Genomic DNA, 13,198 nt, shown 5'->3' with positions numbered 1-13,198 from the left:
CGGCTATGATCCGCCGATGTCGTTCGACTGGGCCGGCCTGGAGCAGGCCGTACAGGACCAGCTCACCGGTTTCGTCCGGCGGATGCGCGCCGAACATCCCGACGACCGGCTCTACGCCGCCGCCGTCCACGCGTTCCACGCCGAGACCGGCTCGGTGATCGCCTGGCCGCTCGTCGGCGTGGCCGGGGAGCGGGCCGTCGCCTCGGCGGCCGGTGACCGGTGCACGCCCGGGGAACTGCGGTGGAGCCCCGCCGACTGGCCCTGGCAGCTCGATCCCGGTCCCGCCGAGGACGCCTGGGCCGCCCGCCTGGAGGAGGCGGCCACGGCGGACGGGGGACGGCGCTGGGAGCCGGTGCACGCCCGCTACCTGCGGACCGTGGTGAAGGCGTGCCGGGCCGCGCGGCGCGAACTGCTCGCCGAGGACACGGTCGGCCGGGAGTTCCTCGTCGTCGCGATGGACGAGGCGCGGGAACTGGTGCCGCGCACGCTCACCCCGGCCCAGGTGCGCCGGCACTTTCCCGAACTCGACGCGGAGTACCGGGAGACGGCGCGGCTGGCCGCCCTGCCCGTGGGCCGGCGCACCCGCGAGCTGATCGCCCTGGTCGAGGCACCGCCCGGCTCCGCCGCCCTCGGCCGCGAGCAGGCCACCGCGCTGCTCCGGGCCGTGGGCGCCGACGCCGTACCGCAGGTGGTGGAGCGGCTCGCGCACGCGCGTGTGAAGTGGCCGTGGGCCAAGCTCCGGAGCCTGTGCGAGACCGGACCGGCGGAGGCGGACGCCGCCCTCGACGGGCTGAACTCCCGCTGGCCGGCGGTCCGCTGCCACGCGCTGCTGATCCTGGAGGGCGTCCGGCTCTCCCGGGCGCGGCGTGAACGGTTCACCGCCGGCCTCACCCGGCTGTGCCGCGAGGACCCCGACGCCACCGTGCGCGAGGTGGCCGCCGGGGTCGCCCGTCGTACCGGGCGGTGAACCGTCCTCTCACCCGGCCGCCGGATACGGCAGCAACCCCGCGTCGGTCCGCTCCCAGGCCGTGCGCAGGCTCGTGAGCCGGGCGGGCTCCGCCGTCGCCCGGTCCGCCTGTTCGCGCTGGTCGCGGGAGAGGTCGTAGAGGTGGTCGGTGCCGTCCTGGGAGCGGTGGTACTTCCAGTCGCCGCGCCGCAGGGCCCGCTCGCCGCGCACCCGCCAGAACAGGTCGCGTTCCTCCGGGCGTTCGCCGTGCAGCAGGTAGCCGGCGAGGCTGGTGCCGTCCAGCGGGTAGGCGGGGTCCGGCCGGGCGCCGCCGATGTCCAGGAGGGTGGCCGTCCAGTCCGGCGAGTAGACCGGGACGTCGCTGACCTGGCGCGGATCGATCCGGGCCGGCCAGCGCAGGACGGACGGGACCCGGATGCCGCCCTCCTTGAGTGACCCCTTGTTGCCGTCCAGCGGCCAGTTGTACGAGAAGCGCTCGCCGCCGTTGTCGCTGGCGAAGAAGACGAGCGTGTTCTCCTCCTGCCCGGAGCGTTCCAGCGCCCGCAGCACCTGGCCGACGGAACGGTCCAGGTCCTCGACCATCTCCCGGTACTTGTCGAGCGACCCGCCGTCCTGGTGCCACAGGGCGCCCCGGTCACCGGCCTTGATCCGGCGGACGATCTCCGCGCTCTCCTCCTCGTCCCCGTCGGCGATCCACGGCCAGTGCGGGGTGGTGAAGTTGAGGTTGAGCAGCCACGGCTCGCGGTGGTCCCGGCTCACGTACTCGGCGGCCCGCTCGGTCAGGACGCGTGTGTAGTACCGCAGGTCCTGGTACGTGGCGTCGCCCTCGTACAGGTCGTACTCGCCGCCGAGGCCGAGCTTGGAGTAGTACTCCAGCGCGCCGCCGAAGTTGCCGAAGAACTCGTCCCAGCCGGAGCGCGTCGGGCTGTGGTCGGGGAGGTAGCCGCAGTGCCACTTGCCGATCAGCGCGGTGGCGTAACCGGCGTCCCGCAGCAGCGAGGCCAGCGTCGGATGGGACGGCTCCAGCCCCACGGAACGGTCCGCGATCGGCTCGGCCAGACCGCCCGGCGTCCGCCCCGGGTACCGCCCGGTGTACAGGCTGAACCGGGTGGGCGAGCAGGTCGCCGAGCCGGCGTACGCGTCGGTGAACCGCACGCCCTGCCGCGCGAGCCGGTCCAGGTGCGGGGTGCGGATGTGGGGCGAGCCGTACGAGGAGAGATCGGCCCAGCCCAGGTCGTCGCCGAGGATGAACAGGATGTTGGGACGGCGGCCGGTGGGCCTGCCGGGGGCGGCGCGGAACGGCCGTTCGGCGGGCGCGGCGGCGGCAGCGGGTGCGCCCGCCGCCCCGACCGTCGCCGCGGCAGCCGTGGCGCCGAGGGCTGCGCCGAAGGCGCGGCGGCTCAGCGGGGAGGCCGGGGAGGTGCGGGCAGCGGGGCCGGCAGAGGAAGGGACGGGTGAGGAAGGCATGGCGGCGTCTCCGGACAGTGCGGCGGGCCCCGCCCGCACGGCGGCGCCGGGCCCGCGCGGGGGCACGGCCCGTTCACCGAGGCGGCCGGGGGGAGAAGGAAGGAGGAGCGGGGTGGCCCGCGCCACGGCCTGGCCGGCGGAACCGGCGGCGCGGTGGGCGGGCGGAGCGTCAGGAGCAGCGACAGACGGCGCTCGCCAGGCGTCCCAGATCGACGTGGCGGCGCTCCACGAGCGTGACCGAAAGATCACCGAGGGGCTGCATGGCCCAGGACCCTTCCACCCGGCCATGTCCGTGTCAACGTCCCGTCTCGCCCAGCGGACGCGCGGTTCCGTCCGCTCTCAACGCCCCGCACGGGCAAGGGTGGTGAGATGATCCGGCGCGCCCTCACCGTCACCGCCAAGGCCCGGCCGGTCGTCCTTCGCCTCCGCGACCGCCCGGCCGCCGTACGCGATCATCGAGACGTCTTCGCCCGCTCCACGCCACCGACCCCGGAGGACCGATGACCCCGCCGCCCGCCGTCCGCTGGATCTACGCCTTCGCCGACCGGCCCCGGCCCCAGGAGGAGGCCGTCCGCGCTTTCTGGGCGGCCGTCACCGGGAGCACCCTCTCTCCCACGCGAGGAGAGCACGGGGAGTTCGTCACCTTCCTCCCGCCCAGCGGCGCCGACCCGTCCTTCAAGCACCAGACCGTCACCGACGGGCCGGGCGGCGCCCACCTGGACCTCTGCGTCGAGGACGTCCCGGCCTTCGTACGGCACGCCCAGGAGACCGGAGCCACGACGGCGTTCGAGGAACCCGGGCTCAGTGTGCTGCGCTCGCCCGCCGGGCTCGGCTTCTGCGTCGTGCCGTGGGCGGGGGAGCGGACACCGCCGCCCGTGGTCGCCGGCGAGCGCCTGGACCAGGTCTGCCTCGACATCGGCCCCGCCGCCCACGAGCGGGAACTCGCCTTCTGGGCCGCGCTCACCGGCTGGCGGCCGGTGCTCACCGGGCAGCCCGAGTTCCACCGGCTCCGGCCCCCGCTCGGAGTGCCGGTGCGCCTCCTCGTGCAACGGCTCGACGACGAACAGCCCGCCCGCGCCCACCTCGACCTCGCCGTGCTGCGCCCGGCCGAAGCGCGGGCCCGCCACGAGGCGCTCGGCGCGCGCTTCGTCGCCGAGGGCAAGGAGTGGATCGTCCTGCGGGACCCGGCGGGCAGCCTGTACTGCCTCACCGACCGCGACCCGCACGTCCCCACCGGCGGCGAGGCCGAGGCGGACGGGGCGTGCGGGAGGCAGGGCTGCTGAGCGGCGCGCGCCGCTACGGCCGCGGGACGGGTGCGGGGAGGGCGATCGCCGTGCAGACCAGCCCTTCGGCCACCGTCCACCGTCCCTCGAAACCGGTCAGCGGGTCCCCGGAGGTGGTGTGGCCGGGCACCAGCAGGCGGGCGGTGAAGGTTCCGGTGTGCCCTGCCCCCGGGGCCAGGGTGATGTCGGCCTCCTCGAAGTCCAGCCATCGGCCGGTCAGCGGGAACCAGGTCTTGTAGACGCTCTCCTTGGCGCTGAACAGGAGCCGGTCCCAGTGCACGTCAGGACGGTCCCGGCGCAGCGCCGTGTGCCGCTCGCGTTCCGAGGGCAGCGCGATGGTGCCGAGAACGCCGTCGGGCAGCGTGTCGTGCGGCTCCGCGTCGACGCCGACCGACCTGAACCGGGAGGCCAGGCCGACCACCGCGGCCCGGTAGCCGTCGCAGTGCGTCATGCTGCCCGTCACGCCGTCCGGCCACCGCGGTGCCCCGCGCTCGCCCGGCAGCAACGGCGCGGGAGCCACCCCCAGTTCGGCCATGGCCTGCCGGGCGCAGTGGCGCACCGCGGTGAACTCCGCCCGGCGCTTGTGCACGGCGCGGGCGACGACCGCCGCCTCCTCCGCGTACAGCGTGGACTCCGGGACGTCCGCCCGGGTCTCCACCACGCTCAGTCCCTCGGGCAGGATCGTCTTCAGCATGTCAGCGTCCTCGGTTCGCGGGGGCGGGCAGAATGCTCCGCAGAGTGCCCGGCGGTGTCGTGCGGCGCCGCCATTCGCGGGGGTAGCCGACGGAGACCTCCTCGAAGCGGACCCCGTCGTGCCAGGTGGTCCGGGGGATGTGGAGGTGTCCGTAGACCATCGCCGCGGCCTCGTACCGCAGGTGCCAGTCGGCGGTCAGCTCGGTGCCGCACCACTGGGCGAACTCCGGGTAGTGCAGCACCCGGGTGGGCTCGCGCACCAGCGGATAGTGGTTGACCAGGACGGTCGGCCGGCCCTCGCGCTCGGCGTCGAGGCGGCGCGCGGTGAGGGCGACACGGGCCCGGCACCAGTCGTCGCGCCCCGGGTAGGGGTCCGGGTGCAGCAGGAACTCGTCGGTGCAGACCACCCCGGTCTCGTGCGCGTAGGCGAGCGCCTGCTCCTTGGTGTGGGTCCCGGCGGGGCGCCAGGTGTAGTCGTAGCCGAGGAAGAGCGGGACGACCAGCGCGGACGTACCGTCCTCCCCCTCCCAGACCGGGTACGGGTCCTCGGGCGTCACCACTCCCAGGCGGCGGCAGAGCGCGACCAGGTGCTGGTAGCGGGCCTCGCCGCGGAGCTGGACCGTGTCGTCGCGCGGGGTCCACAGCTCGTGGTTGCCGGGGGTCCAGATCACCTTGGCGAAGCGACTGGCGAGCCGGGTCAGCGTCCACTCCACGTCGCGGACGTATTCGCCGATGTCACCGGCGACCAGCAGCCAGTCCCCGTCCCCCGCCGGGCGGAGCCCTTCCACGATCTCGCGGTTCTCCGCGTACCCGATGTGGAGGTCGCTGATCGCGACCAGCCGGCGACTCCCGGACATGCCTACCCCGTACCTTTCCTGTGGGGCACGCCGACGTCCGGCCCCCCGCATGATCAGAGCCTACGGAGCCGGACCGGTCGCGTACACCCCCGTCGTGAAGCTGCCACCGGCAGCGGGCTCACCAGTCGTGCAGGGTGCCGTCCTGGAGGCGGTTGACCGGCAGGTAGGCCGCCTCGTAGGGGTGGGCGGCGGCCAGTTCCTCGTCGAGGCGGACGCCGAGGCCGGGGGTCTCGCCGGGGTGGAGGTGGCCGTCGGTGAAGGTGTAGGCGTGCGGGAAGACCTCGTGGGTGAGCGGGGTGTGGCCGCTGTACTCCTGGATGCCGAAGTTGTGGACGGCCAGGTCGAGGTGGAGGGCGGCCGCCATGCCGACCGGGGAGATGTCCTCGGGCCCGTGGATCGCGGCCTTGACCTGGTACTGGGCGGCGAAGTCGAAGAGCTTGCGGAGCGGGGTGACGCCGCCGAAGTGGGTGACGGCGGAGCGGGCGTAGTCGATGAGCTGCTCGGTGATGAGCCCCCGGTAGTCGTGGACGGTGTTGAAGACCTCGCCGACCGCCAGCGGCGTCGTGGTGTGCCCCCGGACCAGGCGCAGCGCCTCCTGGTTCTCCGCCGGGGTGCAGTCCTCCAGCCAGAACGGCCGGTACGGCTCCAGGTCCTTGCCGAGCCGGGCCGCCTGGACGGGGGTGAGCCGGTGGTGGGCGTCGTGCAGGAGCGGCAGCTCGGGGCCGAACTCGGCGCGTACGGCCTCGAAGACGGCCGGCAGGTGACGCAGGTACGCCTCGGTGTCCCAGTCCTCCACGAGAGGGCGGGCCTGCTGGTGTGCGACGGCCGCCCCCTCGCCGTCGGTGGTGTGGACGCCGTAGACGGCGCGCAGGCCCGGGACGCCGGTCTGGACGCGGACCGCCGGGTACGCCTCGGCCAGCCGGGCGCGGACGGAGTCGAGGAGTTCGGGGATGTCGCGGCCGTTCGCGTGCCCGTAGGTGGCGATCCGGTCGCGGCAGGCCCCGCCGAGCAACTGGTAGAGGGGGAGCCCGGCGGCCTGGGCCTTGATGTCCCACAGGGCGACGTCGACGGCGGCCACCGCGGCCATCGTGACGGGGCCGCGCCGCCAGTACGCGCCCCGGTACAGGTACTGCCAGGTGTCCTCGATCCGGTGCGGGTCCAGCCCGGTCAGCAGCGGGGCGACATGGTCGGAGAGGTAGCTGGCGACGGCGAGTTCGCGCCCGTTGAGGGTGGCGTCGCCGAGGCCGGTCAGCCCCTCGTCGGTCGTCACCTTCAGCGTGACGAAGTTCCGTCCGGGACTGGTGACGACGACCTGGGCGTCGGTGATCCTCATCGGGCTCCTCGGTTGCTGGACCGGACCGAACGTACCTGCGAAAGGGGTGCCGTGGCACCTCCCGGGGTGAGGAGGGGCGCGTGACGTAGCAGGGGCGGCTTCGTTGAGCACGGGTCGGCTCTGAGCGGAAAGGCGATCCGATATGCGGCAGTTCCCCTTGGAGGCGCTCGATACGGCCCCCGGCAGGCTGGTCGAGTGGCGGCTGTGCTCGCCGGACGCGCCGGACGGGGGTGACGGGCCCGGCGCTGCCCGGCGGGCCTCCTTCAACCAGGACAAGCACTTCACCGCCGCCGAACAGAGCCGCGACTCGGCCGATCCGGTGGCCTCCTGGATCGCGGTGACCTTCGAACTGCCCGGTCCGCTCGACCACGCGGCCCTGGAAGAGGCGCTGCTCTCCTTCGTCCGCCGCCACGAGGTGCTTCGGTGCGCCTTCCGGCGCCTGGCCGGCGACCTCTCCTGCGCCTCCTACCCGCCCGAGGGGCTGACCCTCCAGGCGGCGGAACTGGGCGAGTTCACCACCACCCAGGGGGTCCGCGACTTCCTGGCCGAGCGGTTCCGCGCCACCATCGACACCCTGGCCTGGCCCCTGTTCGCGATGGGCGCCGTGGTCCGCGAGTCCTCCACCACGGTGTACCTGGCCTTCGACCACATCGTCTGCGACGGCGTCTCCATGCCCAACGTCGTCCACGACATCGCCCACGCCTACTCCGCCGCCCTCTGCGGCCGCGAGCCGGAACTGCCGCCCACCGGCAGCTACCTGGACTTCGCCGACACCCAGCGCCGCCGCTTTCTGACCCTGACCGCCGAGGACGCGCGGCTGGACCACTGGCGGTCGTACACCGAGCGGGCGGGGGCGTTCTTCCCGCCGTTCCCGCTGGACCTCGGCGTGGAGCCGGGCCGGATGTACCCGATCGTCAACGAGGCGTGCACCCTGCTGGACGCCGGGGGAGCGGCCGCCTTCGACCAGGAGTGCCGGGACGCCGGCGGCAAGCCCTTCATGGGCGTGATGGCCGCGCTCGCCCGGTCCCTGCGCGAGGCCGGGGGACCCGAGATCTACCGGGCACTGATGCCGGTCAGCGAACGGGGCGACGGACCCTGGCGGCACGCCGTCGGCTGGTTCGTCAACACCATGCCCATCGAGTTCCCGGTCCGGCCCGGCGCACAGCTGCCCGACCTGCTCGCCGAGGTGAAGGCCGCCTTCGCGGAGATGATCCGCCATGTCGACGTGCCGTTCGTCCGGGCCTGGGAACTGCTCGCCCCCGAGCACTTCGCCGCCACCTCGTGGCCGTACCCGGTGAACTTCTTCTCCTACATCGACATGCGCCGCAGTCCCGGCGCCGCCCACCACGACGTCTGGCGGCCCACCACCCACGTCTGGTCCTCCCGCGCCAACGGTGCCTGCCTCTGGTTCCAGCGGGACGACGAGGGGCTGCACATGAACGTCATCCACGTCGACACCCCGCAGGCCCGCCGGACCATGACCGGCCTGGAGGAGGGGCTGCGCCGGACCGTGCGGGAGATCGCCGGCGCGGGTGCGGTGCGCGGCCCCGCCGTGGCCACCCTCGCCACGCTGGGGACCCTGCGGCAGCAGGCCGGTACCGCGCCGGTGGGCGCGGGCCGGTAGGAACGCCGCGGCTCCGGGGCGGCGGCGTGCGCCCGCCACCCCGGAACCGGCGTCCGGCATCGGCCTAGGTGAGCGGCTCCACCCAGACGTTCCGGTAGCGGATCTTGCTGCCGTGGTCCTGGAGGCGCAGGGCCCCGGTCGTCGGGTCCTCGGCCGCGCCGCCGCCGGTCGGACCGTCCACCGCCACGTCGTCGTGGACGGTGACCCCGTTCCACACCACCGTGATCCGCGCGTCCTCGGTCTTCTCGCCCGAGGCGTCGTACCGGGCGGCACGGAAGGTGATGTCGTACGTCTGCCAGGTCTTGGGCGCCGTGGCGGCGTTCACGTCCGGCGCCTTCTTGGTGTAGATCGCCCCGGCCTCGTCGTCGGCGAGCGTGGTGTCCCCGTAGGAGTCCAGGATCTGCACCTCGTAGCGTTCCTGGAGGTACACGCCGCTGTTGGCGCGGTCCTGGCCCGTCACGTCCGGCGGCAGCTCCGGCAGCCAGAACTCGACGTGCGCGCGGAAGTCCTGGAACCCCTGCTTGGTGCGGAGGTCCCCGCCGGCGATCTCCATCTCCCCGCCGCTCACCGGCCATTCGGGGGTGCGGCCGTCCGGATGCTGCCAGGCCGCCTGGCCCGTCCCGTCGAAGAGCGGGATACGGGCGCCCTCCGGGTGGACGGCGATCATGTCCAGGTTCACATGGCCACTGTCGCCGTCGTCGTAGGAGTAGGCCACGGTGTTACGGCCCTCGCGCAGCTCCACCTTCTCTGTCGCGGTTCTCCAGGTCTTCCAGTCGGTGGTGGAGGCCAGTTCCGCCTGCCGCACCTTCTCGCCGTTGACGTGGAGGCTCACCGTCTTGGTGCCCGGCGCCGGGTCGGGGCCGTTGGAGTAGCGCAGCCCCACGTCGTACGTGCCCGCCTTCGGGGCCCTCACGTCGAAGGCGACGGACGCGCCCTGCTCGCCGAAGTTGTCGACGAAGCCGCCGCCGGAGTAGCCCGCGTGCTCGGTGTCGACGCCCGCGCCGCCGGTGAGCGCGGCTTCCTCGGCCTCGTACAGGGTGGCCGGAGGCTGGTCGCCCGGCAGGGAGTTGAGGGTGTACCACGCCTCGGTGCTCCACAGCTCGGTGCCCTCGGCGGAGCTGAAGGGGCGCGGCGAGCGGAGGTGGACGACGCGGTTGGCCTTGAGGCCGGGGACGGAGAGGGTGACCTTCTTGCCGTCCTCGGAGAGGGTCGCCTCGCTGACCGACAGGGTCTCCTCGTCGATCTTCGGGCCGCCGTAGTCGGCGGTCGGCGCGTACGCCCACTGCTCGATCTGGTAGCTCTCGGCGAGGCCGGCGGCCGTCTCCTCGGAGAGCGGCTCGGTGTACTCGATCTCGAAACCGCCCGGCTTCGCGCGCATCGCCAGCATGTCGAAGGCCTTGTCACCGCTGGGCGTGAGCTTCTGGAGGCCGTAGGTGAGCTTGCCCTCCTGGCCCCAGTTGCCGCCCGCGCCGAGCCCGCCCGCGTAGATCGCGCCGTCCGGCCCCATGCTGATCCGGTTGACGCCCGCCTCCAGACCCTGGGTGAGGCGGAAGACCGCGCCCTGGTACTCGCCGTCGACCTTCTCCAGGTACGCCCGCTGGATGCCGCCGTAGGTCACGTCCCCGAACAGCATCTGCCCGGCGAACCGGCCCTCCGTCAACTGCAACGGCGTGCTGGGGGAGTTGGCTATCTCGTTCTGCGGCAGCCAGAGCACCGGCTTGGTGACCGGCTGGTCGTCGAAGGGGCCCGACGGGTTGGTGTAGTGGTTGAAGAAGCGGTCCTGCTTGATGTGGAGCAGCTTCGAGGAGGGCAGCCAGCCGCCCTGGTTGTCCAGGACGAACAGGTCGCCCTCGGGGCCGAAGCCGATGCCGTTGGGGGTGCGCAGGCCCCCCGCGAGGTAGCTGACCTTCCCGGTCTCCTTGTCGACCTTGATGGTCGTGCCGCGGTTCTCGGCCGGCTGCGGGTCGGTGGTGGCGCCGCCGTAGTCGATGGCGACGGAGAGGTTCAGGTAGAAGGCGCCGTCCTGGTAGAGCAGGCCGAAGGCGAACTCGTGGAAGTTCCCGCCGTACGGCCAGGTCGCCACCGTCCGCTGCTCGTCGGTGACGTCGTCGCCGTCGGTGTCGGACAGCTCGGTCAGCTCGTGCTTCTGCGAGACGTAGAGCTTGCCGTCGACCGCCTTGATGCCCATCGGCTCCATGAGCCCCTCGGCCACCTTCTTCGCCGTCACCTCCTCGGGACCGGTGTCGCCCTGGACGTGGTCGAGGAGGTAGACCTCGCCGTCGGTGTTGTCGGTGCCGCCCCAGGTGGTCACGGCGAGCCGCCCGTCCGGCAGCCAGTCCATCGCGCTGACCTGCGGCTCGAAGCCGTCGGGGCGCAGGTCGGTCAGGGCGTAGTCCGGGTGGACCCCGTCGAGGGGCAGGCCGTCACCGGGCGAGTCGAGGGCGCCCTCGCACTCCTTGCGGCCGGGCGCCGTCACCCGGACGACGTCCGCGTCCGTGCTCAGCACGGTGTCGGGGACGACGGTGAAGCCGTCGGCGCCCGGCGGCTTCCACTCCAGGGTGAGCTGCTGGTCGTTGGTGCGGTCGAAGTGGTCGATCCGCAGGGCGTGATGGCCCTCGGCCAGCTCCTTGGAGCCGTCCTTGGGCTCGGCGCCGTGCAGCCCGTCGTGGTCGATGACGGTGTCGCCGCCGATCAGCAGCCGCGAACCGTCGTCACTGGTCAGCCGGAAGTCGTAGGTGCCGTCCTCGGGGACGGTGAGGTTGGCGGTGACCTCGGAGACGAAGTGGTCCGCGACACCGAAGTCGTCCGTCGCGCTCCAGTCGATCACCGGCATCAGCTTGTCGACGTTGGGCGTCTGCCCGGCCTTGATCTCGCAGAGTTCGTCGATCGGGGTCTGGAGGTCGAAGACGCGCAGGGTGACACCGGGCTCCTGCGGCGGCAGTTCGTCGCGCGGCCCGGGGGCGGCGGCCGCCGGCACGGCGGAGAACGTGCCGACGAGGAAGGTGGAGACCAGCAGGCCGGTGAGATGTCTGCGGCAGCGGCGGTACGGCCGTAAGAGCATGTTTCCTCCTGGCCCCTCGCGGCGAGGGGCACGTCGCGGCGGTGGGTGGGGCCACCCTGCGCCCGGGGGTGAACGTGCGGCTCGTGCTCTTGCGCGTGCGAGTGGGGCAGCGGTGCGCCCGGACGGGATTCCGGGCGGGTGGCTGCGCCGAGAACAGTAGGAGGCTTCCCTCGGCGCCGTCCATACTTCGTCACCGGAGTGTTCAAAGTTCGTCGCTGGCGACGCAAAGTGCCCGGGGCGGTCGCCGGCGACGCCGGGGAGGACGGCGTCGGACCGTCGGGGAAGCGGCTCGGGCCCGTTCGCCTCAGGCGTCGAGTGGATCCGGGGTGCGGACGATGAGGACCGCCATGTCGTCGTGGCCGTCGCCGGGCTGGTTGGCGATGAGCGCCTCGCGGAGCGCGTCGAGGGGGCCGTCGGCGTGGCGGGCGGCGGTCGCGGCCAGCGCCGCCAGGCCCTGGTCGAGGGGCTCGTCGCGGCGTTCCACCAGCCCGTCGGTGTAGAAGACGACGGTGCTCCCGCAGGGCAGCGTGAGGGTGTGGTCGGGGCGCGGGGCGGTCAGGTCGACGCCGAGCGGCAGCCCCGGCTCGGCGTCCAGGTACCGCGTGGTGGCGTCCGGGAGGACGAGCAGGGGCGGCGGATGGCCCGCGTTGGACCAGCGGAGCGTCCAGTTCCCCGGCCCGTCGGGTTCGATGCGCGCCACACAGGCGGTGGTGAAGAAGCGCTCGTCCGTCATGTGGGCGATCCGGTCCAGCTCGGCCAGGGCGTGACCGGGTGCCGTGGTCTCGCCGAAGGACAGGGCCCTGAGCATCCCGCGGATCTGGGACATGGCCGCCGCGGCGTTCAGGTCGTGGCCGACGACGTCCCCGATGATGGCGGTGCAGGAGCCGTCGGGCAGCTTGACCGCGTCGTACCAGTCGCCGCCCAGATGGCCCGGCGAGGCGGCCGGACGGTAGATCGTGCGCGCCTCGAAGGGGCTCACGTCCAGCAGGCGCGGCAGCAGCAGCCGCTGGAACTGCTCGGCGCTGGTGCGTTCCTGCTGGTACAGCCGCGCGTTCTCGATCGCGACCCCGGCCGTGCCGGCCAGTGCCAGGATCACGCCCTCGTCATGGCTGTCGAAGGGCTGGCCGTCCTCCCGGTCGCACAGGTAGATGTTGCCGTAGACCCGGTCGCGGACCGAGATCGCGACGCCGAGGAGCGAGCGCATCGGCGGGTGGCCGGGCGGGAAACCGACGTACTCCGGATGGGCCGCCATCTCGGCGACCCGCAGCGGCTCGTCGGGATGGTGGATGAGGTGGCCGAGCAGGCCCCGGCCGCGCGGCAGCTCCACCCCGGACAGGTTCGCCAGCTCTTGCGAGCTGAGCCCGAGCGGGATGAACTCGGCCAGGAACTCGCCCTCCTCGTCGAGCACCCCCAGCGCCCCGTACCGGGCACCGGACAGATCCATCGCCGTCCGCACGATGCGCCGCAGCACGGCGGGCAGTTCCAGCTCACCGGTGATGCTGAGCACGGCTTCGAGCAGACCCTGCAGCCGCAGCTGGGCCTGGGCCAGCGCGTGCATCTGCTCGCCGATCCGGTCCAGATCGGAACTGAGCGGCAGATTGAGCAGCGACATGTACGGCACGTCGGCCGACCCGCCACCGGCTCCGTCCGGCGATTCCCGCGTCACCCGTCCGCTTCCTCCCGTCGCCGGCCCGACTGCGCCGCCTGCTCTTCCGCCGTGCCCGCGACGCCCTCGCCGGCCCCTGTCCTGGCAAAAGGAGAGATAATCACGTATCGGCGGGGTGGCGGGGTAGGCCGCCCGGTGCGTCGGCGGACCGGCCCGGGCGTCCGGTCGTCTCCTGGCCGTACCCGGGTCGACTTCCGGGTGTGCGGTGCGCCCGGGCCCCGGCGCTTGGTTGGCTGGTGGGGTGAGG

General features: G+C 73.2%; 11 protein-coding genes. 4 read left to right on the top strand and 7 right to left on the bottom strand.

The window, feature by feature from the left end:
• Positions 1-16 precede the first annotated feature (16 nt).
• Positions 17-967 carry a DUF4303 domain-containing protein gene (locus IF45_RS0102095; protein ID WP_003946677.1) on the top strand — a complete coding sequence of 317 codons (951 nt, stop codon included), beginning with the start codon at positions 17-19 and terminating at the stop codon, positions 965-967.
• A gap of 9 nt (positions 968-976) precedes the next feature.
• On the opposite strand, the gene IF45_RS0102090 is transcribed toward IF45_RS0102095, so the two are convergent.
• Entirely contained in the window at positions 977-2,434 is a 1,458-nt protein-coding gene (locus tag IF45_RS0102090) for a sulfatase-like hydrolase/transferase (protein ID WP_008405124.1), read from the bottom strand.
• A gap of 169 nt (positions 2,435-2,603) precedes the next feature.
• Entirely contained in the window at positions 2,604-2,696 is a 93-nt protein-coding gene (locus tag IF45_RS34350) for a putative leader peptide (protein ID WP_350495117.1), read from the bottom strand.
• Between the two features lie 107 nt (positions 2,697-2,803).
• Here IF45_RS34350 and IF45_RS33735 point away from each other — a divergent pair, with 107 nt between their 5' ends.
• Positions 2,804-2,938 carry a hypothetical protein gene (locus IF45_RS33735; RefSeq protein ID WP_003946675.1) on the top strand — a complete coding sequence of 45 codons (135 nt, stop codon included), beginning with the start codon at positions 2,804-2,806 and terminating at the stop codon, positions 2,936-2,938.
• The gene (locus IF45_RS0102085; protein WP_003946674.1) at positions 2,935-3,717 is read left to right on the top strand and encodes a VOC family protein; all 783 of its coding nucleotides are present in this window, start codon (positions 2,935-2,937) and stop codon (positions 3,715-3,717) included. Before IF45_RS33735 ends, IF45_RS0102085 begins: the two co-directional genes overlap by 4 nt.
• 13 nt (positions 3,718-3,730) lie before the next feature.
• Here IF45_RS0102085 and IF45_RS0102080 read toward each other — a convergent pair whose 3' ends face one another.
• The 3 genes from IF45_RS0102080 to manD all read right to left on the bottom strand — a co-directional run bounded on the left by IF45_RS0102080 (position 3,731) and on the right by manD (position 6,600).
• Positions 3,731-4,411 (bottom strand): 4'-phosphopantetheinyl transferase family protein, encoded by a 681-nt coding sequence (locus IF45_RS0102080; RefSeq protein WP_003946673.1) that lies wholly within the window; start codon positions 4,409-4,411, stop codon positions 3,731-3,733.
• A 1-nt stretch (position 4,412) separates the two neighbouring features.
• On the bottom strand, positions 4,413-5,267 hold the full coding sequence (locus IF45_RS0102075) for a metallophosphoesterase family protein (RefSeq protein WP_015508278.1): 855 nt from the start codon (positions 5,265-5,267) through the stop codon (positions 4,413-4,415).
• Positions 5,268-5,385: 118 nt separating this feature from the next.
• Positions 5,386-6,600: a D-mannonate dehydratase ManD gene (gene manD, locus IF45_RS0102070; protein WP_003946671.1), complete on the bottom strand. Its 1,215-nt coding sequence runs from the start codon at positions 6,598-6,600 to the stop codon at positions 5,386-5,388.
• Between the two features lie 142 nt (positions 6,601-6,742).
• On the opposite strand from manD, the gene IF45_RS0102065 reads away from it, so the two are divergent.
• Positions 6,743-8,224 (top strand): condensation domain-containing protein, encoded by a 1,482-nt coding sequence (locus IF45_RS0102065; RefSeq protein WP_003946670.1) that lies wholly within the window; start codon positions 6,743-6,745, stop codon positions 8,222-8,224.
• Positions 8,225-8,288: 64 nt separating this feature from the next.
• Here IF45_RS0102065 and IF45_RS0102060 read toward each other — a convergent pair whose 3' ends face one another.
• Together IF45_RS0102060 and IF45_RS0102055 are read right to left on the bottom strand one after the other, a co-directional pair.
• Positions 8,289-11,285 carry a 3-keto-alpha-glucoside-1,2-lyase-like domain-containing protein gene (locus tag IF45_RS0102060; protein WP_030305130.1) on the bottom strand — a complete coding sequence of 999 codons (2,997 nt, stop codon included), beginning with the start codon at positions 11,283-11,285 and terminating at the stop codon, positions 8,289-8,291.
• A gap of 304 nt (positions 11,286-11,589) precedes the next feature.
• Positions 11,590-12,951: a PP2C family protein-serine/threonine phosphatase gene (locus IF45_RS0102055; protein WP_008407881.1), complete on the bottom strand. Its 1,362-nt coding sequence runs from the start codon at positions 12,949-12,951 to the stop codon at positions 11,590-11,592.
• Between the last annotated feature and the right edge of the window lie 247 nt (positions 12,952-13,198).

The organism is Streptomyces albidoflavus, assembly GCF_000719955.1.
In the GTDB taxonomy this organism is placed as follows: Bacteria; Actinomycetota; Actinomycetes; order Streptomycetales; family Streptomycetaceae; genus Streptomyces; species Streptomyces albidoflavus.
Note: the sequence above shows the minus strand (reverse complement) of the source record. Positions and strands in the feature narration are given on the sequence as shown.